The following is a 22,827-nucleotide window of genomic DNA, read 5'->3' as shown; positions in this document are numbered from 1 at the left end:
ACCACACGCCGGTGACGGCCGCTCCCCTCCCCCGGCCCTCCTCGGCCGTGCGCGTCAGCCCAGCGCCGCGAGCAGGTCGTCGGCCAGGTCGTCGACGTGCTCGATGCCGACCGAGAGGCGGATGAGCCCCTCCGGGATCGTCGGCGCCTCGGTCGCCCAGCGACGGCGCCGCTCGAGGGTCGACTCGACCCCGCCGAGGCTCGTCGCGTGCAGCCAGAGCCGCACGCGCTCGACCGCCGCGTCGGCCGCGGCGGCGTCGGCGAGCACGATGCCGAGCACCGTGCCGAAGCCGGGGTCGCGCACCTCCAGCACCGCCGGGTGCTCCGCGAGGCGGCGCGCGAGCTCGCGCGCGTTCGCTTCGGCGCGCTCGAGGCGCACAGCGAGGGTGCGCAAGCCGCGGAGGGCGAGGAACGCCTCCATCGGGCCCGGGATCGCGCCGTGCATGCCGCGGTGGGTGCGGATGCGCTCGGCGAGCGCGGGATCGGAGGCGCCGACCGCGCCGAGCACCACGTCGGAGTGGCCGGCGATGAGCTTCGTCGCCGAGTGGACGGCGAAGTCCGCGCCGAGTGCGAGCGGCTGGAGGCGCAGCGGGGTCGCGAAGGTGCTGTCGACCGCGACGAGCACGCCCGTCGCACGCGCGGCCGCGGCGAGGCGCGGCACATCGGCGATCTCGAGCGCGGGGTTCGTGGGCGACTCGAGCCACAGGAGGGCGGCGCCGTCGAGCGCCGCCTCCACGGCTCCCGCGTCCTCGACGTCGACGCGGCGCACGGCGAACCTCCCGCGCTCCGCCTCGGCGTCGAGGAGCGACAGCGTGCCCTGGTAGGCGTGCCGCGGCACGACGACCGCGCCGCCGTGCGGCACGAGCGACAGCACGGCGCTCACCGCGGCCATGCCGCTCGCGAACGCCACGCTCTCGCCGCCCTCGAGGGCGCCGAGCGCCTCCTCGAGCGCGGTCCAGCTCGGGTTGCCGTAGCGCGCGTACTCGGTGGGGCCGCCGGCGACGAACGACGACGCGAAGGTCACGGGCTGGTTCGCGGGCGCGTCCTGCACGCGGGCGGGCCGGCCGGCGGCCACGGCGAGCGTCTCGGGCCGCAGCGAGCCGGAGGCGTGGGGTGCGGATCCGGGGATGCTGTGCTGCGCGTCGGCCATGGTGCGATCCTGCCAGGCGGCGGATGCCCCGCAGGACGGCCGGGTCGCGCGCCCGTCACGGTGCGTCATGCGGCGCGCCCTCTACCCTGGCCGCATGCCGAGCGCCCCGGTCCGCACCCTCTCGCGCGAGGAGGCGCGCCGCATCGCCGTGCGCGCGCAGCTGCTCGACGCCGGCGACCGCGAGCGGGAGGCCGGCGACCTGTCCGACGTGGTGGCGGCGCTCACGATGCTGCCGCTCAACCCCACCGACATCGTGTGCCCCTCCGCCGAGCACATCGCCCTCACGCGCATCCGGGGCCTCGGCGCCGACGACGTGCGGCGCGCGATCGAGGTGGAGCAGACGCTCGTCGAGCACCTCGGCCCGCGCCAGCACCCGATGGAGGCGTGGGCGATCGGCGTCCGCGCGATGCGCGACCTCCCGTGGCTCGCGCCGCTCGGCCGCGACCCCGACGCCCTCCACCCGTCGACCCTCGCGTGGCTCGAGGCGAACGCGGGCTTCCGCGAGCGCGTCCTCGAGCAGCTGCGGCAGGACGGCCCGCTCCCCCAGGCAGACATCCTCGACACCGTCGACGTGCCCTGGCGCTCGAGCGGCTGGAACACCGGGCGCGACGTCGCGATGCTGCTGGAGCTGCTGCAGATCCGCGGCGAGGCGGTGGTCGTCGAGCGGCTCGGGCAGGCGCGCGCGTGGGGCCTCGCGGAGCGCGTGCTGCCGCCCGTCGAGCCGGTCGCGCTCGAGGAGGCACGGCGCACCTGGCGCGAGCGCTGGCTGCGCGCGTGCGGGTTCGCCCGCCCGAAGCACCTGGGCGACGCGGGCGAGCCGGTCCGCGTCGAGGGGCTCTCCGGGACCTGGCGACTCGATCCCGCGGCGACCGCCGAGGGCTTCGTCGGCCGCGTCGCCGTGCTCGCGCCGCTCGACCGGCTCATCGCCGGCCGACGGCGCATGGAGGCGCTGTGGGGCTTCGAGTACGCGCTCGAGCAGTACACGCCGCCCGCGAAGCGCCGCTGGGGCGTCCACGCGCTGCCGGTGCTCGACGGCGACCGCCTCGTCGGCAAGGTCGATGCTCGCGCGGAGCGCGACCGCGGCCTGCTGCGCGTCGCGACGATCCACTGGGACGTCGACGCGGATGCGCGGCTCGTCGACGCGGTGCGCGACGAGCTCGACGTGCTTGCCGCCTTCCAAGGGCTCCGGCTCGCGATGCCTGAGCGGCGGAGCCACCCTCGCTAGCCTGGGCGCGTGCCCGTCCTGACCGTCGTCGCGAACCCGACCTCGCGGGGCTCGGCCGGCGCCGTCGAGGACGTCCTCCGCGCGGCGGCCGCCCGCGGCTGGGACGCACGGGTCGCGCGCACGACGGTGGCCGAGACCGGCGAGGCGCAGGCGCGCCGCGCGCTCGCGGCGGGCGACGCGGCCGTCGTGGCGATCGGCGGCGACGGCACGGTCCGCGCCGTGGCGACGGCGCTGGCGGGCACCGGCATCCCGCTCGGCATCGTGCCCCGCGGCACCGCCGACCTCTTCGCCCGTAACCTCGGCCTCCCGCTCGCCGCCTCCGCCGCCGTGGCGACCGCGGTGGCGGGCGAGCCCCGCGCCGTCGACCTCGGCACGTGCGTGCTGCACCGCGCCGACGGCCGGGCGGATGCGCAGCGGTTCCTCGTCGTCGTCGGCGTCGGCCACGACGCGCTCGCGATCGAGGCCGCGTCCCTGCGCCGCAAGCACCGGCTCGGCTGGCCCGCGTACGTCGCGGCGGGGCTCGGCCGCCTCCGGCTGCCCGGCTTCCGGGTGCACGGGGTGCTCGACGACGAGAGCGCCACGACCGAGGCCTGGAGCGTGCTCGTGCACAACGCCGCGGGGCTGCCGGCGGGCCTGCGGGTCGTGCCGGGCACGAGCGTCGACGATGGGCTCCTGCACGTCGTGACCGTGACGCCGCGCCGCGTGCAGGACTGGGCCCGCATCGCCGCGTCCGGTGCGGGCCTCGGACGCGCCGCGGGCGTGCTCGGCACTCGCGCCGTGCGGCGGGCGCTCCTCGCGCCCGTCGGCGCCGAGCCGCTGCCCGTGCAGGTCGACGGCGATGCCGAGGGCCGCGCCGTGCGCATCGAGGCGGCCGTCGAGCCCGGCGCCCTGCTCGTCCGCGCGCCCGGCCGCCGTCCAGCGGCGACCGGCAGGATCGAGTCGCGCCGCTGAGCCGCGGCGCGCGACGAGAGGAACCGCGTGCCAGACACCGACCGCCGGCCCATCACCGCATCCGAGGCGCTCGAGCGGCTCCGCCGCACGCCGGAGGGCGCGCTCGACGCCGTGCTCGCGGACGCCGACCTCGATGCCCTCGTGCGCGCGATCGCCGGCGGCTGGCTCACGCTGCCGCTGCGCACGCGCAGCCGCCGCGAGCTGCTCGACCTGCTCACGCGTCGGCGCATCGACGAGCTGAGCGCCGAGACCGTCGCACGCCTCCTGCACGCGATGCGGCGCCTGCCGCCGACGCCGAGCTCGTCGAGCGCCATCCGCGACGCGCTCCGCTCGCGCACGGGCGAGGCGTTCCGCGACCTCAAGTACCTGCTCAACGCCTCCGGCGACCACCACGACCTCGAGCACATCGTCTTCGAGCACCTGCTGCCGCCCGACCGCGAGGCGGTGCTCGCCCACATCCGCGAGCAGGCCGAGCAGGCCGAGCACCTCGAGCTGCGGATCCTCTGCGACATCGACGACACCGTGCGCTCGCTGCTCCACGACCCGCGGTGGCCGCGCGGCACGGTCTACCCGGGTGTCGTGGCGCTCCTGCACGCGCTCGACCGCGGCCGCTCCGGCGACCCGTGGCGGCCGGGCGACCTCACGTTCGTCACAGCCCGACCCGGCGGCCCGCGCGGCATCATCGAGCAGTACACGCGCGGGGGCCTCGCAGATCTCGGCATGCCGCCGCACACGGTGCTCGGCGGCTCGCTCCTCAACCTCTTCACGAAGTCGCGCATCGCCGCGCGCAAGCTGCAGAACTTCGAGCGCGAGCGGCTGCTGTTCCCGGAGTGCCGCAAGGTGTTCATCGGCGACTCCGGCCAGGCGGACCCGCAGGTCGGCGCCGCGATGCGCGAGCGCGATCCCGAGTTCGTCGTGCGCGTGCTCATCCATGACGTCGTCGGCCTCGCCGAGCCCGAGCGCGCGGCGCTCGCGGCCCAGGGCGTCGAGACCTTCGGGACGTACGCGGGGGCCGCCCGAATGCTCGCCGACGACGGGCTCATCGAGCGTGACGCGGCCGAGGCGATCGACGCCGAGGTGCGACGAGCCGTCGCCGCGCTCGAGCCGGGACCGGGCCGCGACCGGCTGGAGGCGGCGCTCGCGGCCGAGGCGGCCTAGGCCGAGCCGGGCGTCGCCGAGGGCGGCACGAGCTCGTCGAGCCGCCGGTGCCAGCGGCGGCGGGCGGTCTCGCCCGGCGCGGTGCGCAGGAGCGCGCCCGCGAGCAGCGCATCCGCCGTCTGCCGCACGCGGTCGCGCACCCAGGCCGGGTAGCCCATCCGCTCGGCGTGCAGCACGAGCTCGTCCTCGTCGTCGATCCACGGCGTGCCCTGCGGGCGCCGCACGACGTCGAGGTCGAGGTCGCAGTAGTCGAGCACCCAGCCCTCGGGGCGCCGCACGAGCTCGGGCGGCGTGCAGACATCGGCGTACAGGGTCGTCGCCCCGCCCTCGAGCCAGTGCACGAGCGCCCACGTGCCCTCGAGCATCGCGAGCGGGCGCCGCGGCACGAGCGTCACCTTGCGCTCCTCGCCCATGAAGGCGCGGATGCCGGGCCTCTCGAAGATCGTGGTCGGGCCGTCGACGCCGAGCCACACGCCCTCCGCGTCGCTGCCGAGCGCGACCGCGTCGTACGTCCAGTGGGGGGTGCCGTCCCACTTCGAGGCGCGCACCCGCACCCGCTCCCCCGGCGCCGGCTCGCCGCCGGCGACGAGCGCGAGCGTGCCGAGCACGTCCTCTGCGTCGAACGGGTCGGCGCTCGCGGCGATCTCGGCCGCCGTCCACCAGCGCTCGTCGCGGATCGAGTCGTGCTCGCCCGGCTCGCGCCCCGACGCGTCGGCGTCGAAGCGCGGCGTGCGCCAGACGAAGGTGGACATGTCGAGCGCGTCGTGCCGGTGGCCGGGCGGCGTCGCCTGCCGCACGTGCCGCACGGGGCCGACGAGCTCGCGGGGCCGCGGCGCCTGGCCGGTCTCCTCGCGCAGCTCGCGCAGGGCCGCCTCCCGCTCGCTCTCGCCCGCGTCGATCCCGCCGCCGACCGTGAGCCAGCGCGCGGGCGCCCCGCGGCCGCTCCAGTCGTGGAGCAGCAGCAGCGCCGCGCCCGAGGGATCGACGCAGACGACGCGCGCCGAGCGGCGGATGCCGCCTGGACGCGCGTCGTCGGCCATGGCCTCAGCCGTGGTTCTGCGCCGTCGGGAGGTGCTTCGCCCACCACGCGAGCACGTGCTCGAAGCGCTCGAGGCGGTGGCGCGGCTGCCCCGAGCGGGTGAGCTCGTGGTCCTCGCCGGGGAAGAGCAGCAGCGCCGTCTCGACGCCCTGGCGCTTGAGCGCCGCGAAGTACCGCTGGGCCTGCTCGGGCGGGCAGCGCCAGTCCTGCTCGGAGTGCACGACGAGCGTCGGCGTCGTCACCCGGTCGACGTGCGCCATCGGGCTCTGCGCGCGCACCTGCTCCGGGTCGGTGCCCGTGTACTCGCCGCCGAAGAACCACCCGATGTCGCTCGTGCCCGCGAACGACTCCGGGTCGAGGAAGCCGCGCTCGACGATCGCCGCCGCGAAGCGCTCGTCGTGCGCGATCGTCCAGGCGGTCAGGTAGCCACCGTAGGAGCCGCCCATGATGCCGAGGCGCTCGCGGTCGAGCTCGTCGTGCGCGTCGAGCGCGCCGTCGAGGAAGTCGAGCACGTCGTGCATGTCGACCGTGCCCATCCGCTGCCGGATCGCGGCGCCGTGCTCGCGGCCGTAGCCGGCGGAGCCGCGCGGGTTGCACTGCACGACGGCGTAGCCGGCCGCGACCGCCACCTGCGCCTCGTCGAACACGTGCACGCCGTACTGCGCGAACGGGCCGCCGTGGATGTTGAGCAGCACCGGGTGCGGGCCCTCGCCCTCGGGCACCCAGACCCAGCCGTGCACCTTCGTGCCGTCGCGGCCGACGAGCTCGTGCTCGTGCGGCTGCACGAGGCCCGTCTGGGCGAGCGGCGCGCCGAAGTCGGTGAGCACCGTGATGCCGCGGTCGTCGAGCACCGCGACCTCGCCGAGCGAGGTGGGCGTCGCGACGGTCGCGACCGTGCGCCCCTCCCCCACGCCGTGGCCGAGCACCTCGACGTCGCCGCCGATGAGCTCGCGCGAGCCGCCGCCCGTCACGTGCACGAGGCGCACGCGGCCGCGGCGGCGCTCCTGCACGAGCACGCCGTCCTCGACGACGGTGGCGTGGCTGCCGACCTCGCCGAGGTCGACGCGCTCGCCGTCGGTGACCTCCTCGGGGTGCGCGCCCGCGTGCTCGACGACGAAGAGCTGCGTGTGGCGGGCGACGAAGTCGCGCCCGGACTCGCCGACCTGCTGGGCGAGCAGCACGTAGCCGCCGTCGGGCGTGGGCTTCGCCTCGGAGATCGAGAGGTCGGCGCGCGACGAGACCACAATGTGCGGCTCGCCCTCGGCGACGTCGGCCTCGAGCTCGACGACGGCGCTGCGCAGGTCGTCGTCGCGCGTGTCGTGGCGCGCCGAGATCGCGACGACCCGGCGGCCGTCGGGCGTGAAGGCGGGGCTCGCGTGGTCGAAGTCGCCGTGGCTCAGCCGGATCGCGCGCGGCGCCCGGGGCTCGTCGTCGTGCGTGCGCTCGTCGTCGTGCGGATGCGCGGCGCGGTCGTAGCGCGGCTCGGCGTCGAGGTCGGGCAGCGGCGCGACGAAGAGGTGCGTGCGGCGGCCGACGAGGCTGCCGACGCCGTTCGCGAGGCTCCGGTTGCGGGTGATGAGCCGCGCGGGCTCCTGCGCGGGCGAGACGCCCTCGACCGAGCCGTAGCGTCCCGGCTCGACGACGGTCGCCGTGAACGCGATCCGGTCGCCCTCGGGCGAGATCGCGACCTCGCGCACGCCGCCGGGCTCGGCGGTGGCCTGCACGGGCTCGCCGCCGTCGACGCGCATCGCCCAGGCCTGCGCCTTCCCGTCCGCGTCGTCGCGGAGGAAGACCACCGTGCCGCCGTCGGGCGTCAGCTGCGGGTCGCGATCGGCGGTGCCGCCCGTGATGCGGGTGCGGGCGCCGTCGTCGAGCGAGACGCGCCACAGCTGGCCGACGTTGCGGTTCGCGCGCAGGCTCGGCCGGCTCGCCGCGACGATCGCCCACTCGCCGGACGGGTGGACGGCGGGGCGCGAGAGCGAGACGAGCCGCTCGATGTCCTCGGCGCGCATCAGCGGACGCCCTCGGCGTCGCCGAAGCCCGAGACGTCGCCGACGAGGCGCGTGCTGTCGGCCGGCACGGGCTCGACGGCGGCGAGCGCGACCTCGGCCGCGAACTCCTCGACGTCGTAGAGCTTGCCGGCGTCGGCGCGGCGGCCCTCGATGGCGCCGGGGTTCGCGCGCTCGAGGAGCGTCGCGGTGATCGTGCCCTCGATCATGTCGCCCGAGACGACGACGAGCTCGATGCCGCGCTCGGCGAGCGCCGGGATGCGCTCGCGGAGCGCGTCCTCCCCCGCCCGCTTCGACAGCGCGACGGCCTCGTACTCCGGCATCGTGGGCGTCGTGCGGATGAAGTGCGCCTGGTGGCTCGTGACGAACACGACGCGGGCGCCCTCGGCGAGGTGCGGCAGCGCTGCCTCGAGCAGGCCCACCTGCGCGTCGCGGTTGAGGCGCATCGCGTAGTCCTCGCCCATGCCGGACTCCATGCCGCCCGAGGCGTTCATGACGAGCACGTCGAGCGTGCCGAAGGCGTCCTCGGCGGCGGCGAACATCGCGGCGACGCTCGCGACGTCGGTGAGGTCGGCCTGCACGGCGATGGCGCCGACGCCCTGCTCCTTCGCCGCAGCGACGACCTTCTCGGCGCGCGGGGCCTTCGCCCGGTAGTTCACGACCACGTTCGCGCCGGCCTGCGCCAGGAGCGCGACGGTGGCGGCGCCGATGCCGCGGCTCGAGCCGGTGACGAGGGCGGTGCGGCCTGCGAGCGAGCCGGGGGCGAGGGGGCTGGCGGGGTTCGACACGGTGTCTCCTTCTGTCTCGCACGACCCTACTTGTCGGCGCGTCCCGCGGCGCCGCGCCGCTCGGAGGGATCCTCGGGTGCGCCGCCTAGGATGGCGCCATGGATCTCGTCCAGTACGCATGGGTCGTCTGGCTCGTCGTGGCGCTCGTGTGCTTCATCATCGAGATGGTCACGCTCGAGTTCACGTTCCTCATGATCGGCATGGCGTCGGTCGTCGGGCTCGTGGGCAGCATCACCCACCTGCCGTGGTGGCTGCAGATCCTGGTGGCGGCCGCGGCGGCGCTGCTCCTGCTGCTGCTCGTGCGGCCCAAGCTGCTGCAGCGCCTGCACGCCTCGGGCGAGGTCGCGAAGCAGGGCGTCGAGGCGCTCATCGGCATGGCGGGCGAGGTGACCCGCATGTTCGAGCGCGGCGCCGGCGAGGTGACCCTCGCGAACGGCGACGTCTGGACCTCGCGGCTCGCCCCCACGGTGCGGTTCAGAGACCTCGACGTCGGCGAGCGGATCGTCGTGACGCAGATCGAGGGCGCGACGGCCCTCGTGGTGCCCGCCGAGCGCTGAGCGCAGCCGCTCCCCTGCCGCTCCACGACGGCTGAGCCGACCTCAGCGAGCCCCCGCGAGGCGGAGGCGTCCGTCCAGGTCGGGCCGATAGCGTGGCAGGACCAGCACCGCCCGCACGCGCGTCCCCTCGCGCAGGGCGAACCGCCGACCCGCGAAGGAGCCGTGTCCCATGCCGATCGACGGAGGATTCATCCTCGGAGCGTTCCTGCTCGTCCTCGTCGTCCTCGTCGTCCTCTTCGTGCTCGTCACGCTGTTCCGGTCGATCCGGATCATCAAGCAGGGCTACACCGGGGTCGTCGAGCGACTGGGCCGCTTCCACAAGGTGCTCCAGCCCGGCCTCAACTTCCTCGTGCCGTTCATCGACCGGGTCGCGTACCACGTCGACATGCGCGAGCAGGTGCGGTCGTTCCCGCCGCAGCCCGTCATCACCGAGGACAACCTCGTCGTCTCGATCGACACGGTCGTCTACTTCCAGGTGACCGACGCGCGCGCCGCGACGTACGAGATCGCCGACTACCTCTCGGCCGTCGAGCAGCTCACCACCACGACGCTCCGCAACGTCGTCGGCGGCATGAACCTCGAGGAGGCGCTCACGAGCCGCGACACGATCAACGGCCAGCTCCGCACCGTCCTCGACCAGGCCACCGGCAAGTGGGGCCTTCGCGTCGGACGCGTCGAGCTCAAGGCGATCGACCCGCCCCACTCGATCCAGGACTCGATGGAGAAGCAGATGCGCGCCGAGCGCGACCGCCGCGCCGCGATCCTCACCGCCGAGGGCTCGAAGCAGTCGCAGATCCTCGAGGCCGAGGGCCTCCGCCAGTCGGAGATCCTCCGCGCCGAGGGCCAGGCCAAGGCCCAGGTGCTCCGCGCCAAGGGTGACGCCGAGGCCCAGGTGCTGCTCGCGAAGGGCGAGTCGGAGGCCATCGAGCGCGTGTTCGCCGCCATCCACGAGGGCGATGCCGACGACAAGCTGCTGGCCTACCAGTACCTCCAGACGCTGCCGAAGCTCGCCGAGGGCGACGCGAACAAGCTGTGGATCATCCCGTCGGAGCTCACCGACGCCCTCCAGGGCGTGGGCCGCGGCTTCTTCGAGGGCCGCGCCGACGTGCCGTTCACGAAGCCGAAGCGCAAGGACGAGGAGCCCGACGCGTCGATCCTCGACGAGACCTTCCAGGCTGACTCCGTCTCCGACGTCGAGGTGCCCTCGATCGCCGAGACGCTCGAGAGCAGCGGCATCGACCCGCAGGGCGCCGGCTCGGTCGACCAGGTGTCCTCGCGGACGTCGCTCGCCGATGAGGTGCCCGACACCGACCTCGGCGACGCGCTCGACTCCGCGCGCGAGGCCAAGGCCGAGGCGCCGCGCGTCGACCCGCCCGCCGTGCCCGGCGACCAGCTGCCCGGCGAGCAGCTGCCCGGCGACGACGGCCAGGGCGGTCCGCGGCACGCGTGACCCGATACCTCGACGGCCTGCCCCCGCGTGTGCTCGCACACCGGGGGCTCGCCGTCGATGCGCCCGAGAACACGATGCTCGCGTTCGTCCACGCCATGGATGCCGGGGCGAGCTACCTCGAGACCGACGTGCACGCCACGGCCGACGGCGTCGCCGTGCTCGCGCACGACCCGAGCCTCGACCGCGTCGCCGGCCACGACCTCACGATCGAGGCGATGCTCTGGCAGGACCTCGCGGCGGTCGACCTCGGGCGGGGCGAGCAGGTGCCGGGCCTCCGTGAGGCGCTGCTCGCGCTCCCGGACGCGCGCTGGAACATCGACCTGAAGTCGGATGCGGCCGTCGTGCCCGCCGTCCGCGCCGTCGTCGAGGCCAAGGCCGCCGACCGCGTGCTGCTCACCTCGTTCTCCGAGCGACGTCGCCGGCAGGCGCAGGCGCTGCTGCCGACGGCCGCGACGAGCGCGTCGCAGGCGATCGTCGCGAAGGCGCTCGTGGCGCTGCGGCTCGGGATGCGGGGCGCGCTCGAGCGCATCCTCGAACCCGTCGTCGCGCTGCAGGTGCCCCGGCGCGCGGGCCGCGTCGAGATCGTCACCGAGCGGAGCGTCGCCGCGCTGCACGCCGCGGGCGTCGAGGTGCACGTGTGGACCGTGAACGAGACCGACGAGATGCGCGAGCTGCTCGACCTGGGCGTCGACGGCATCGTCACCGACCGCTGCGACCTCGCGGTGCGGGTGGTCGCGGAGCGCTGAGCCGCTCTGGCCGCTGCGCGGCCGGCGTCAGCGGGGCGCGCTGCGTCAGCGGGGCGCGCGGGGTACGGCGCGCACGCCGCGCAGGCCCCACCGCGTGACGGCGGCGAGCGTGTCGAGCTCCTGCGCCACCTTCATCTTCGAGGCGCCCACGGCGCGCTCGACGAAGCCGATCGGCACCTCGGCGATCGTGCCGCCGGCCTGCGCGATCCGCACGGCCATGGCGATCTGGAAGGCGTAGGCGTCGACGCGGATGGCGTCGAGGTCGATCTGCTCGAGGATGCGGGTGCGGTAGACGCGCAGGCTCGACGTGAGGTCGTGCACCTGCGTGCCGAGCATCGCGCGCGCGTAGGCGTTGCCGAGCCGCGCCGAGACCGTGCGGCGCGGCGGCATGTTGCGCACGTCGCTGCCCTCGACGAAGCGGGAGCCGATGACGAGGTCGACGCCGGAGGCGGACGCCTCGAGCAGCGCCGGGAGGCTGTCGGCGTCGTAGGAGCCGTCGGCGTCGGTGACGACGACGCGGGTGGCGCCGCGCGCCATCGCGAAGCGCATGCCCTCGATGACGGCGGAGCGGTAGCCGCGCTCGGCGCGGTGGATGACGAGCGTGCCGGCGTCGGCGCGCGCGAGCCGGTCGGCGAGCTCGCCCGTGCCGTCGGGGCTGCCGTCGTCGACGATGAGCAGCTCGGCGTGCGGCACCGACTGGCGCAGGCGCCCGACCGTGCGCTCGAGCCCCTCGATCTCGTCGTACGTCGGCACGACGATCATCACGTCAGGCATCCGCGCTCCTCCGCTCCGAGAATCGGACCGCGCCGAGCGCCGCGAGCCCCAGGGCCCCACCGATGCACAGCGCCCACTCGATCCATCCTCCCAGACGGATGCCGGGCGTCACGGTGTCCGACAGCGGCAGGTCGGCGACCATCGTGCCCGGCTCGTACTGGGCCAGCCGCTCGACCATGGTGCCGTCAGGGAGCACCATGGCGCTCGTGCCGACCGTCGAGATGTTCACGAGCGAGCGCCCGGCCTCGACGGCGCGGAGCTGCGCGATCGCGAGCTGCTGCACGTTCTCGGCCGAGCCGCGGCCGAAGTCGGCGTTGTTCGTGGGCGCGAGGATGATCTGAGCGCCGTGATCGAGCACCATCTCGCGGGCGAGCCGGTCGTCGATGATGTCGAAGCAGATGGCGAGGCCCGCCTGCAGGCCGTCGATGTCGAACGCGTTCGCGCTCGTCGGATCGATCGAGTAGTCGCGCGGGATGAGCTCGAGGAAGCCCATCGCGTCGAGGATCGGCCCGAAGAACGCGCGCTGCGGCAGGTACTCCGCGAATGGCACTGGGTGCCGCTTGCGGTACTCGGCGACCGCCCCCTCCCCCGGCTCCACGAGCAGCAGGCTGTTGTAGGTGCGGTCCGTGTCTGGGTCGTACGACTCGCCCGGCCCCTCGCGGGTCACGGTGCCGACGACGAGCGGGGCGTCGAACGCGTCCGCGACCCGGTCGAGCGCGAGGATCGTCGACGGGTCCTCGTCGGCGAAGAACTCCGCCGCGTTCTCGGGCCAGACGAGCAGGTCGAGGTCTTCGCCCGCGAGCGCCTGCGTCGCCGCGAGGTGCTGGCGCAGGATGTCGCCGCGCTCGTACTGCGCGAGGAGCCCCGCCTCGCTCGCGCCCTGCACGGCGCCCACCCGGACGGAGCCGGTCTCGATGACGGGGAACGCGGGGATCGCGACGAGCGCGATGAGCGCGGCGCCGCCGATCGTGAGGCGCCGCCGCGCGAGCGCGCGGTGGTGCAGCACGAGCTGCGCGACGAGCGCAGAGACGGCGGCGAGCAGGAAGGTGAGGCCCGTGAGGCCCACCCAGCTCGTGGTGTCGGCGAGCGGGCTCGAGGCCTGCGTGTGCGCGAGGCGGCCCCACGCGAAGCCGCCCCACGGCACGGCCGACGAGAGCGACTCCCGCAGCGTCCACAGCGCGCCGAGCAGCAGCGGCAGCACGAGGAACGCGCCGAGGCCGCCCTGCATCCGCGGATCCGCCCACCGCCACGCGAGCGCGAGCAGCAGCGCGCCGAGGCCCCACCAGACCGCCATCCACAGCGTGAGCGCGACGAGCGGCACGGGGCCGAGGTAGACGGTGATCCACTGGATGTGCACGCCGAAGAAGAGCGCGCCGGTCGTGAGGCCGAGCCAGAACGCCTGCGGCAGCGTGCGGCCGCGGAGGCTCACGAGCGAGAGCGCGACGGCGGGGACGACGAGGGGCCACCAGTCGAGCGGCTGGAACGCGAGCGGCAGGAGCACGCCCGCGAGGATGGCCGCCGCCCACGAGAGCGCGAGCGGCAGCGGCTCGCGCGAGCGGAGGCGCACCGGTCGCGTCGGGCGCGCCGGTCGAGCGGCCGTCACCGTGCCAGGCCCGTCACAGCGCGGACCCCGAGGCCTCGACGACGCCGCGCCGGATGCGGTCGACGGCGTCCTCGGCGGTGCGCGCGAGCCGCTTCGGCGCGACCTGCGCGATCTGGTCGAGCGCGTCGATCGTCTGCTTCGTCCAGCGCACGAAGTCGCCCGCGGCGAGCTCGGTGTCGCGCAGCACGCCGTCGAGCGGATAGCCGCGCGCCCAGCGGTGCATCGCGAGCGTGAGGCCGGTCTGCAGGGGCTCGGTGCCGGGCATCCGGTGCGCCTGCTCGAGGTCGTCGAGCCGCGCCCAGAGGGTCTGCGTCGCGTCGAGCGCGGCACGGAACGGGCCGCTCGGCAGCATCCGCTCCGGCAGCATCCCGTCGTCGCGGCGGCCCTCGTAGACGAGCGCGCACGCGAGCGCGGCGAGCGACGGCGCGTCGAGGCCGTCCCAGAGGCCCTGCCGCAGCGACTCCGCCGTGAGCAGGTCGCGCTCGCCGTAGATGCGGCGCAGCGCGTCGCCCGCGGGTGTCACGCGCGTGCGGCCGTCGGCGTCCTCGAGGTAGCCCAGCTCGCGCAGCACCGCCGAGATCCGGTCGAACTGCTGCGCGATCTGGCCCGTGCGGCGGGAGATCTGGCGCTCCGCCTTCTCGACGTCGCGACGCAGCCGCCAGTAGCGCTCGCCCCACCGGGCGTGCGCCTCGCGGTCGGGGCACGCGTGGCACGGGTGGGCGCGCATCGCTGCCCGCACGCCCTTGAGCTCCCGCTGGATGCGCTCGCGGTCGCCGTGCGAGAGGCCCTGCCGCTGCGCGTCGCGCTCGAGGTCGCTCGCCTCCCGCCGCAGGCGCGCGTACTCCGAGAAGTCGCCGAGGTGGCACTCCATCGACGCGCGGAAGCCGTCGAGGCTCGCGCGCTGGTCGACGACGCGGCGCGCGAGCTGCACGACCGAGCGGTCGGCCTGGAACTGCGCGAACGACGTCTCGAGCACCTCGCGGGTGCCTGCGACGCCGAGGCGGTCGACGAGGTTGACGGCCATGTTGTAGGTGGGCCGGAACGCCGACTGCAGCGGGTAGGTGCGCCGCGAGGCGAGCGAGGCCACCTCCTGCGGCTGGAGCCGACCGTTCCACACGACCACGGCGTGGCCCTCGGTGTCGATGCCGCGGCGGCCCGCGCGGCCGGTGAGCTGCGTGTACTCCCCCGGCGTGATGCGCACGCGCGCCTCGCCGTTGAACTTCTCGAGCTGCTCGAGCACGACGGTGCGCGCGGGCATGTTGATGCCGAGCGCGAGCGTCTCGGTCGCGAACACGACCTTGAGCAGGCGCGCGCGGAAGAGCTCCTCGACGACCTCCTTGAAGACCGGCAGGAGGCCCGCGTGGTGGGCGGCGACGCCGCGCTCGAGGCCAGCGAGCCACTCGTACCAGCCGAGCACGCCCAGGTCGGCGTCGTCCAGCAGGCGGCATCGCTCGTCGACGATCGCGCGGATCTCGGCGCGGTCCTCGGCGGTCGTGAGGCTGATGCCGCTGCGCACCACCTGCTGGACCGCGGCGTCGCAGCCGTTGCGCGAGAAGATGAAGCCGATCATCGGCAGCATCGAGCGCTCGTCGAGCATGCGGATGAGCTCGGCCCGGTCGGTGCGCGCGCCCAGCCCGCCACGGGGCGGCGGCTGCCGGCGCCCGCCGCGCTGCGGGCGCCGCTCCCGGTACCGGCTGTGGCCGCCCCGGTCGCGGTGCCCGTGCGCGGCGGAGTCGGCGAGGTCGGTGCCGCGGGCGAGGTCGACGAGCTCGCCGCTCGGGCGGTGCGCCTCCTCGGCCGCGCGCGACTCGAAGAGCGGCACGAGCCGGCCCCGGATGAGCACGTGCGCGTCGAGCGGCACGGGCCGGTGCTCGCTCACGATGACGCGCGTGCCGCCGCGCACGGCGTCGAGCCACGCGCCGAACTCCTCGGCGTTCGACACGGTCGCCGAGAGCGAGACGAGCCGCACGTGCCGCGGGAGGTGGATGATGACCTCCTCCCACACGGGGCCGCGGAAGCGGTCGGCGAGGTAGTGCACCTCGTCCATGACGACGAACTCGAGGTCGTCGAGGCGGCGGCCCTCGTAGAGCATGTTCCGCAGCACCTCGGTCGTCATGACGACGATCCGCGCATCCCCGTTGAGGCTCGTGTCGCCCGTGAGGAGGCCCACCTCGCCCGCGCCATAGGTCTCGACGAGCTCGCGGTGCTTCTGGTTCGAGAGCGCCTTCATGGGCGTCGTGTAGAAGACGCGGCCCGTGGGCGCCTGCATCGTGAGGTGGATGGCGAACTCGGCGACGACGGTCTTGCCCGCGCCGGTCGGGGCGGCGACGAGCACGCTCGCGCCCTCCTCGATCGCCTCGCACGCCTGCCGCTGGAACGGGTCGAGCCCGAACGGCATCGCGCGGGCGAACGCCTCGGTCGCGATCGCCTCGACGCCCGTCATGCCGCCGCCCCCGCGGTCGGGCCGGCCGCGGCGAGGGCGGCGTCGCGCTTGGCGCGCCGCCGGTCGACGAGCAGCGCGACACCTGCGGCACCGAAGTACAGGACCACCATGGGCACGGCGATGATGAACATCGAGAGCACCTCGCCCGCGGGCGTCACGAACGCGCCGAAGAGCGTGGCCGTGAGGATCGCCCAGCGCCAGCCCTTGAGGATCTGCGCACCGGTGATCACGCCCGCGAGCGCGAGGAAGACGACGACGACGGGCAGGGCGTAGGCGACGCCCACGGCGAAGACGAGCTTGAACGAGAAGTCCCAGTAGTCCTGCGCGCCGAGGTAGGACGTCAGGCCGTCGGGGGCGAACCCGACGAAGAGGCGGATGATGCGCGGCAGGACGAACCAACCCGTCGCGCAGCCGCCGATGAACAGCGGCACGGCGGCGCCGAGGAAGCCGAAGACGTAGCGGCGCTCGACCGTGCGGAGCGCGGGCACGACGAACGCGAGCAGCTGCCAGATCCAGATCGGGCTCGACATGATGATGCCGAGCATGAACCCGATGCGCATCTGCACGTCGAACGCCTGCGTGACGTTCGTGATGTTGAGCTCGACGTCGAGGCCCTGCGCGCGCAGCTCGTCGAGCGGCGCGCTGAGGAGGTGCAGGACGGGGGCGGCGAGGAAGAAACCGCCGATCGCGGCGACGACGAGCGCCGCGCCCGCGATGTAGAAGCGGCGCTTGAACTCGCGGAGGTGGCCGGTGAGGGCCATGCGGCCCTCGGGGTTCGCGGTGCGCCCTGCCCGGGCCATCCGCTACTTCCGGTCGGTGGAGGTGGTGGTCGTGCCGTCGGCGTCGGTCTCGGAGGTCTCGTCCCTGCCGGTCTTGACCTCCTTCTTGAGGATGTTCACCGACTGGCCGACGCTGCGTGCGAGCGCAGGCAGCTTCGCGGCGCCGAACACCAGGATCACGATGATGAGGATGATCCACCAGTGCGCGCCTGCGTTGGCCCAGAATCCGCCCATGGTCGGTCTCCCCCTAGTCGTCGACGCGGTGCGCTCCCATCCTACCGCGCCTCGGTGACGCGACGGTGGCGCGTTCGGATCATGCGGGTGCGGGACCTGCGGCGCTCAGGGCGTCGTCGGCGAAGCGACGCATCGCATCGCGCAGGCTCGCAGGCGCCACGACCTCCGCGTCGCCGCCGCAGCCGGCGACCGCGCGCAGGACGCTCGCCTCGCTCCACACCTCGATCTCGAGCCGCACCCGTCCCCCGTCGACCTCGACGGGCGCCGAGGTCGCGTAGTCGGCGAGCATGGCCGCGGCGGCGGGCGTCGCGAGCACCTCGGCGGTGCCGGCCACCGCGCGCTCGTGCGGCGGGAGCGACTCGGGCCACGGCGCGGCGCTGGGCGCGACGGCCTCGATGCGGTCGAGGCGGAAGGTGCGCATGGCCTGCTTGTCGAGGTCGACGCCCTCGACGAAGACCTGGCCGTCGCGCAGCTCGAGGCGCGTGGGCGCGACGCTGCGCGACGCCGTCGGCTCCCCGGGCTTGCGGTACGCGAGCTCGAGCGCGCGGCGGTGGCGGATCGCATCGCGCACGACCTGGGCGGTGCGGGGCGCCCCGGGCGCGTCGACCGCGACGGTGTCGGCGCCCTGCGAGGCGGCGCGGCGCAGCTTGGCGCGCAGCGCCTCGACCCGCTCGGCGCCCGCGTCGGTGTAGTCGCCGACGAGCGTGAGCCCCGCGATGAGCGCGCTCGCCTCGCGCGGCGAGAGGCGCACCGTCTCGTCCTCGAAGGCGGGGCGCATCGTCACCGAGATGAGGTCCTGGTCCTCGAACGCGTCGAAGTCGATGTCGAAGCGGATGAAGTCGCCGGCGCCGTCGGGAACGCCCGCCATGAACACGCGGACGACGGCCTCGCGGATCCGCGCCTCCGGCACCCCGAAGTGCGCGGCGGCGTCCTGCACCGAGACCGAGCCGGACGCGGTGGCGTACTGGATGAGCGAGAGCAGCAGCCCCAGGCCGCTCTCGGCGCGGCGCGCGCTCATGCGGCGCTCCCCTCGGCCGCTGCGGCGCCGCCGTGGGCGTCGCGGATGCGCTCGAGGCGCGCGCGCACGAGCGCGCCCACCTCCTCGGGCCAGACGACCGCGACGTCGGCGCCGAAGCCCGCGAGCTCGTCGGCGACGAGGTGGCGGTCGGCGTGGTGGATGACGACGAGGCCGTCGCGCTCCTCCGTGCCCGGGCGGTGGCGCAGGCGGATGTCGGCGTCGGAGCCCGGCACGACCCGCAGCGCGACGGTCGCGCCGTCCCAGATCTCCTCGAGCTTGGCGAGGGCGGTCGCGGCGGCGGCCTCCGGCACCTCGAAGGGCGTGCGTGCGGCGCGGTCGCGGACGGGCGAGACGATGCGCTGCATGAGGAAGGTGCGGCTGTCGTCGGCGTCGACGTCGTGGCCGACGAGCATCCAGCGGCCGCGGAAGAGCACGGTCGCCCAGGGCTGCACCGTGCGCGTGCGCGGCGAGCGCTCGCCGGGCTTCAGGTAGTCGAAGACGACCTCGCGGCCGCGGTCGGCGGCGCGCTTCAGCGCCGCGAACGGCGCCTCGCGGGGCCGCTGGCGCGCCTGCACGAGGGCGGCGGTCGGCGCGTGGTCGACCCTGCGGCCGGGGACGCGCTCGAGCGGCAGCCCGCCGCGGAACTCCGGGTCGGCGCGCAGCTTGAGCGCCGCGCGCTGCGACTCCTCGGTGAGGCCGCCCTCGTGCCACACGCGCAGCGCGAGGTCGAGGAGGTCGCGCTCGTCGGCGTCGAACTGCAGCTCGGCGGGGCTGCCGAGCACGCCGTCGAGCACGCGGTAGCGGGACTCGTGGTTGGAGTCGTCGCCCGCGGGCGCGGTGACGTCGATGACGATGCCGAGCTCGCGCAGCGCATCCTTGTCGCGCTCGAACATCCGCTCGAGGGCGTCGCCCGGGCGCTGGCCCTGGTAGCCCGCGACCCGCTCGAACAGCTCCTGCTTCGTGAAGCCGGTGCGCGTGTCGACGAGCGCGAGCAGGAGCGAGAACTGGCGCTCCTCGGCCTCGATCCTCGCCATGCTCGGCTCAGCCCGCGGTGGGCTCGAGGCGGTCGAGGATGTCGATCACGAACAGCAGGTGCTGGCCCTCGCCGATCGACGCGGGCCGCGTCGCGGGGTCGTCGTAGCCGAGCTCCTGCGGGATCGAGACGACCACCTGGCTGCCGATCGGCTGGCCGACGACCGCGTCGACGAAGCCCGGGATGAGGCTCGCGTCGTCGATCGTGAAGGTCGCGGGGGCGCCGCTCTCCCACGAGGAGTCGAACACCTCCTCGGTCTCCCAGACGATGCCGGTGTAGTGCAGCAGCAGCGAGTCGCCCTCCTGCACCTCCTCGCCGTCGCCCTCGATGCTCGTCATGACCGTCAGCTCGGCCGGGGCGGGGCCGCCGGGGAAGGTGACGCCGGGGCGGCCGTCGGTCGCGAGGGCGATCGCGGGCATGCCCTGGATGCCGGGCTTCGGGGTGCCCTCGGCGCGGCCGGGGTGCACGTCGGTCACCTCGAGCACGACGACGGCCGTGTCGGTGGGCGCGATGTCGAGCTCCTCGGAGGCGGCGGTCGGGCCGAAGAGGTCGGCGATCGTCGTCGTCAGGACGACCTGGCCGCCGGGCGCCGCGCACGAGGTGGCGGCGGCGAGCGCGTTCTCGCTGCCGGCGGTGAGGCGGAGCGCGTTCGCCGGCGGCAGCGCCTGGCCGGCCTCCTGGTACGAGGTCGAGATGAGCTCGCCCGTCTTGCCCGAGTAGACGACGTACTGCGCGTCGACGATGTCGCCGTCGGCCGCGCGGCGGCCCTCGCCGCCGGAGACCTGCGCCTGCGTGCCGTCGGTGACGAGCGGCGCCTGGAAGTCGACCGAGGGCGCGCCCTCGCCCGCCTCGACGCGCACCTGGCTCGTCGCCTCGCCCGGCCGGACGTCCGGCGTGCAGCCGTCGACCGTGCCGTCGAAGACGGGCGCGCCCGGGTGGCATGCGGTGAGCGACGCGGCTGCCACGAGCAGCACGGCGATCGAGAGGGGGCGTGTGCGCACGACGGAGCCTTTCGGGGTCGGGGTGACTGGCGGTCAGTCTACCTGCGGCGCGTCGGCGTCCTGGCCGCCCGCACCGGTGATCGCCTCCGCCTGGCGGCGGGCGTCGCGCGCCGCGCGGCGGGCGCGCTTGTCGCTCGTCGGCCGGTCGCCGAGGGCGCCCGGGGTCCACGCCTCGATGTCGGCGTCGGCGAAGTCGGCCTTCGCGGCGCGGCGACGGAACGAGGGCAGGTCGACGCCGTCGGCGACGCGTCGGGCGGTCATGAGGAAGCCGGTGTGGGCGACCATGCGGTGGTCGGGCCGTACGGCGAGCCCCTCGACGTGCCAGCCGCGCACCAGGGTCTCCTGCGACTTCGGCGCCGTGAAGCGGCCGTCGGCGCGGATCGCCTCGACCGTGCGGCTCAGCTGCGTGACGGTCGCGACGTAGCAGAGCACGAGGCCGCCGGGGCGGAGCGCCTCGGCGGTCGCGTCGACGCACTCCCACGGCGCGAGCATGTCGAGCAGGACGCGGTCGGCCTCGCCGGCGCCGACGTGCTGGGGCAGCTCCTCGACGAGGTCGCCGAGCACCGTGGTCCAGTTGGCAGGGCGCTCGCCGAAGAAGCCCGTGACGTTCGCCTCGGCGACGTCGCGGAACTCCTCGCGGCGCTCGAACGAGACGAGCCGCCCGGTGCCGTGGAGCGCGCGCAGCAGCCAGAGCGAGAGCGCGCCCGAGCCGACGCCCGCCTCCACGACCGTGAGGTCGGGGTGGATGTCGGCGAAGCCGACGATGTGCGCGGCGTCCTTCGGGTAGATGATCGCGGCGCCGCGCGGCATCGACATGACGTAGTCGTGCAGCAGCGGGCGGATCGCCAGGTGCGGCGCCTCCCCCACCTCGACGAGGGAGCCGTCGTCGAGGCCCACGAACGCCTCGTGCCCGAGGGCGCCGTGCTGCGTGTGGAACTGCTTGCCCTCGGTGAGCACGATCGTGTGCATCCGCTGCTTCGGGCCGGTCAGCTGGACGACGTCGCCCCACTGGAAGGGGCCGGTCCTGCCCATCATGCTGCGTTGCCCATCATGCGCGTGCGCCCAATGCTCGTCGCTCCTCGATCGCGGCCGCGAGGTCGCCGGGGGTCCGCCCGGCGAGCGTGGGCCAGTGGACGACGCCCGCGAGCTGCGAGACGTCCACGGCGTGCGGGACGCCGATGGTCGTGAGGCCCGCGGCGAGCGCGCTGCGGGCACCGGTGAAGGAGTCCTCGACGGCGACGGCGTCGGCGGCGTCGACGCCCAGCAGCGCCAGGCCGCGCTCGTAGGGCTCCGGGTCGGGCTTGCCGCGCTCGCAGTCGTCGCCCGCGACGGTCGCGTCGAACGGGGCGATGCCGAGGTGGTCGGCGAGGGTCGCCTCGACGCGGTCGACGATCGCGCGCGTCGACATGGTGACGAGCGCGACGGGCACGCCGTCGGCGCGGAGCGCCCGGAGCAGCTCGATCGCGCCCGGCCGGGCGGGCAGGGCGCCACCGAGGCCGTCGAGCACCTCGCCGACGAGGCGCGCGACGATCGCGTCGGCCTCGAGCGGCACGCCCTTCGCGATGAAGACGCGGGCGCCGTCCCACAGGTCGATGCCGACGAGCGAGGCCTTGTCGGCCTCCGTCCAGCCGATGCCGAACTCGGCGGCGAGGCGGTCCTCCGCGGCCATCCAGAGCGGCTCGGTGTCGATGAGGGTGCCGTCGAGGTCGAAGAGCACGGCGGCAGGCGAGGTCACCGCGACAGCCTACCGGCGCGGGGCGGCTCCCCCTCGGCGTCGGCGCGTAGAGTGGCGGTTCGACGTGAGGAGGGCCGGGCGTGGCACGAGGACCCATCGAGGGGCGCACCATGGTCGTCGCCTTCGAGGGCTGGACGGATGCGGGCGACGCGGCCAGCGGCGCAGTGCGGCGGCTCATCGAGGCGTGCGGGCTCGAGCCCTTCGACGAGATCGAGCCCGACGAGTACGTCGACTTCGCGATGCACCGGCCGGTCGTGCGGACGCTCGAGGACGGCACGAGGGCGCTGCAGTGGCCGACGACGGTCGCCTACGCCCCGACGCGCCCGTCGGCGCGCGAGCCGCTCGCGGCCGACGCGGGCCTCGAGGTCTCGAGCGGCAACGAGGGCGAGCTCTTCGCGCTCGTCGGCGCCGAGCCGAGCCGCAACTGGGCGGCGTACGCGGCCGAGTTCCTCGAGATCGCGCAGGGCTGCGAGGTGCAGTCGATCGTGTTCGTCGGCGCGATGCTCGCCGACGTGCCGCACACGCGCCCGATCGCGACCGCGATCACGAGCGACAGCCGCGAGCTGCAGGCGCGCCTGGGCGTGCTGCAGAGCGAGTACGAAGGCCCGACGGGCATCATGAGCGTCCTCGCCCTCGCCGCGCAGGAGGCCGGCATCCAGACCGCCTCGCTCTGGGCGTCCGTGCCCCACTACGTGCACAACGCGCCCGCGCCCAAGGCGGTCGTGGCGCTGCTCGACCGGCTCTCGGAGCTCGTCGACGTCACCATCCCGCTCGGCGACCTGCCGGAGCAGGCGGGCGAGTGGGAGCGCGGGATCGACGAGATCACCGAGCGCGACGACGACATGCGCGCGTACATCGGCAAGCTCGAGGAGCAGCGCGACGCCGTCGACTCGCCCGAGGCGTCCGGCGAGGCGATCGCCCACGACTTCGAGCGCTTCCTGCGCGACCAGGCGCGGCGCCCCGACCCGCGGCTGCGGGCGGAGGGCGACCCCGGCCGGGCGCGACGGATCGAGCAGTCGCGTGCCGCGGACGACGTCGACGACGCGCCCGAGGACGACGACGAGGCCGGCACCGACCCCGACGCGGGCTCCGACGAGCGCCGCGGCGACGAGGAGCAGCCGCCGCCGGTCTAGCC

At 75.0% G+C, this 22,827-nt stretch carries 20 protein-coding genes and 1 pseudogene; 7 read left to right on the top strand and 14 right to left on the bottom strand.

Annotated elements, in window-relative coordinates; all coding sequences use genetic code 11:
* Positions 1 to 54: 54 nt before the first annotated feature.
* On the bottom strand, positions 55 to 1,149 hold the full coding sequence (locus IEW90_RS08050) for a trans-sulfuration enzyme family protein (RefSeq protein ID WP_188717636.1): 1,095 nt from the start codon (positions 1,147 to 1,149) through the stop codon (positions 55 to 57).
* Between the two features lie 94 nt (positions 1,150 to 1,243).
* Here IEW90_RS08050 and IEW90_RS08045 point away from each other — a divergent pair, with 94 nt between their 5' ends.
* From IEW90_RS08045 to IEW90_RS08035, 3 genes are read left to right on the top strand one after another with little or no spacing between them, the layout of a single operon-like run.
* On the top strand, positions 1,244 to 2,374 hold the full coding sequence (locus IEW90_RS08045; protein ID WP_188717635.1) for a DNA glycosylase AlkZ-like family protein: 1,131 nt from the start codon (positions 1,244 to 1,246) through the stop codon (positions 2,372 to 2,374).
* 9 nt (positions 2,375 to 2,383) lie between these two features.
* Complete coding sequence (locus IEW90_RS08040) at positions 2,384 to 3,325, top strand: diacylglycerol/lipid kinase family protein (RefSeq protein WP_188717634.1); 942 nt, start codon at positions 2,384 to 2,386, stop codon at positions 3,323 to 3,325.
* A 27-nt stretch (positions 3,326 to 3,352) separates the two neighbouring features.
* Positions 3,353 to 4,483, top strand: coding sequence for a hypothetical protein (locus IEW90_RS08035; protein ID WP_188717633.1), 1,131 nt, complete (start codon positions 3,353 to 3,355; stop codon positions 4,481 to 4,483).
* Here IEW90_RS08035 and IEW90_RS08030 read toward each other — a convergent pair.
* Genes IEW90_RS08030 through IEW90_RS08020 form a run of 3 tightly spaced genes read right to left on the bottom strand, consistent with a single transcriptional unit; the run spans position 4,480 to position 8,319 of the window.
* Positions 4,480 to 5,523 (bottom strand): NUDIX domain-containing protein, encoded by a 1,044-nt coding sequence (locus tag IEW90_RS08030; RefSeq protein ID WP_188717632.1) that lies wholly within the window; start codon positions 5,521 to 5,523, stop codon positions 4,480 to 4,482. The two genes, IEW90_RS08035 and IEW90_RS08030, sit on opposite strands and share 4 nt — an antisense overlap.
* Positions 5,524 to 5,527: 4 nt before the next feature.
* Complete coding sequence (locus IEW90_RS08025) at positions 5,528 to 7,534, bottom strand: S9 family peptidase (protein ID WP_188717631.1); 2,007 nt, start codon at positions 7,532 to 7,534, stop codon at positions 5,528 to 5,530.
* Entirely contained in the window at positions 7,534 to 8,319 is a 786-nt protein-coding gene (locus IEW90_RS08020; protein WP_229679549.1) for an SDR family oxidoreductase, read from the bottom strand. Before IEW90_RS08020 ends, IEW90_RS08025 begins: the two co-directional genes overlap by 1 nt.
* Before the next feature lie 98 nt (positions 8,320 to 8,417).
* On the opposite strand from IEW90_RS08020, the gene IEW90_RS08015 reads away from it, so the two are divergent.
* The 3 genes and pseudogenes from IEW90_RS08015 to IEW90_RS08005 all read left to right on the top strand — a co-directional run bounded on the left by IEW90_RS08015 (position 8,418) and on the right by IEW90_RS08005 (position 11,072).
* Positions 8,418 to 8,876 (top strand): NfeD family protein, encoded by a 459-nt coding sequence (locus IEW90_RS08015; RefSeq protein WP_188717629.1) that lies wholly within the window; start codon positions 8,418 to 8,420, stop codon positions 8,874 to 8,876.
* 169 nt (positions 8,877 to 9,045) lie between these two features.
* Positions 9,046 to 9,963: pseudogene (locus IEW90_RS08010) on the top strand (SPFH domain-containing protein); the annotation flags it as partial.
* Between the two features lie 359 nt (positions 9,964 to 10,322).
* Complete coding sequence (locus IEW90_RS08005) at positions 10,323 to 11,072, top strand: glycerophosphodiester phosphodiesterase family protein (protein WP_229679548.1); 750 nt, start codon at positions 10,323 to 10,325, stop codon at positions 11,070 to 11,072.
* Positions 11,073 to 11,117: 45 nt separating this feature from the next.
* Here IEW90_RS08005 and IEW90_RS08000 read toward each other — a convergent pair whose 3' ends face one another.
* The 10 genes from IEW90_RS08000 to IEW90_RS07955 form a co-directional block, all read right to left on the bottom strand.
* Positions 11,118 to 11,846: a glycosyltransferase gene (locus IEW90_RS08000; RefSeq protein WP_188717627.1), complete on the bottom strand. Its 729-nt coding sequence runs from the start codon at positions 11,844 to 11,846 to the stop codon at positions 11,118 to 11,120.
* On the bottom strand, positions 11,839 to 13,413 hold the full coding sequence (gene lnt, locus IEW90_RS07995) for an apolipoprotein N-acyltransferase (protein WP_229679547.1): 1,575 nt from the start codon (positions 13,411 to 13,413) through the stop codon (positions 11,839 to 11,841). The genes IEW90_RS08000 and lnt overlap by 8 nt, the downstream gene beginning before the upstream one ends.
* 49 nt (positions 13,414 to 13,462) lie before the next feature.
* On the bottom strand, positions 13,463 to 15,892 hold the full coding sequence (locus tag IEW90_RS07990; RefSeq protein WP_188717625.1) for a DEAD/DEAH box helicase: 2,430 nt from the start codon (positions 15,890 to 15,892) through the stop codon (positions 13,463 to 13,465).
* Positions 15,889 to 16,692, bottom strand: coding sequence for a twin-arginine translocase subunit TatC (gene tatC, locus IEW90_RS07985; protein WP_229679546.1), 804 nt, complete (start codon positions 16,690 to 16,692; stop codon positions 15,889 to 15,891). Before tatC ends, IEW90_RS07990 begins: the two co-directional genes overlap by 4 nt.
* 3 nt (positions 16,693 to 16,695) lie before the next feature.
* The gene (locus IEW90_RS07980) at positions 16,696 to 16,905 is read right to left on the bottom strand and encodes a twin-arginine translocase TatA/TatE family subunit (protein ID WP_188717624.1); all 210 of its coding nucleotides are present in this window, start codon (positions 16,903 to 16,905) and stop codon (positions 16,696 to 16,698) included.
* 79 nt (positions 16,906 to 16,984) lie between these two features.
* On the bottom strand, positions 16,985 to 17,923 hold the full coding sequence (locus tag IEW90_RS07975) for a helix-turn-helix transcriptional regulator (RefSeq protein ID WP_188717623.1): 939 nt from the start codon (positions 17,921 to 17,923) through the stop codon (positions 16,985 to 16,987).
* Positions 17,920 to 18,957, bottom strand: coding sequence for a helix-turn-helix transcriptional regulator (locus tag IEW90_RS07970; protein ID WP_188717622.1), 1,038 nt, complete (start codon positions 18,955 to 18,957; stop codon positions 17,920 to 17,922). The genes IEW90_RS07975 and IEW90_RS07970 overlap by 4 nt, the downstream gene beginning before the upstream one ends.
* 7 nt (positions 18,958 to 18,964) lie before the next feature.
* Positions 18,965 to 19,957 (bottom strand): FKBP-type peptidyl-prolyl cis-trans isomerase, encoded by a 993-nt coding sequence (locus IEW90_RS07965; protein WP_188717621.1) that lies wholly within the window; start codon positions 19,955 to 19,957, stop codon positions 18,965 to 18,967.
* A 33-nt stretch (positions 19,958 to 19,990) separates the two neighbouring features.
* Positions 19,991 to 20,992, bottom strand: coding sequence for a tRNA (adenine-N1)-methyltransferase (locus tag IEW90_RS07960; protein WP_373284737.1), 1,002 nt, complete (start codon positions 20,990 to 20,992; stop codon positions 19,991 to 19,993).
* 13 nt (positions 20,993 to 21,005) lie between these two features.
* Positions 21,006 to 21,692, bottom strand: a complete 687-nt coding sequence (locus IEW90_RS07955) for an HAD family hydrolase (RefSeq protein WP_188717620.1) — start codon at positions 21,690 to 21,692, stop codon at positions 21,006 to 21,008.
* 80 nt (positions 21,693 to 21,772) lie between these two features.
* Here IEW90_RS07955 and IEW90_RS07950 point away from each other — a divergent pair, with 80 nt between their 5' ends.
* Positions 21,773 to 22,825 (top strand): PAC2 family protein, encoded by a 1,053-nt coding sequence (locus IEW90_RS07950; protein ID WP_229679545.1) that lies wholly within the window; start codon positions 21,773 to 21,775, stop codon positions 22,823 to 22,825.
* Positions 22,826 to 22,827 lie beyond the last annotated feature (2 nt).

This window comes from Agrococcus terreus (assembly GCF_014645235.1).
GTDB classification, from domain to species: domain Bacteria; phylum Actinomycetota; class Actinomycetes; order Actinomycetales; family Microbacteriaceae; genus Agrococcus; species Agrococcus terreus.
The sequence above is the reverse complement of the archived record's forward strand: the minus strand, read 5'-3'. Positions and strand labels throughout refer to the sequence as shown.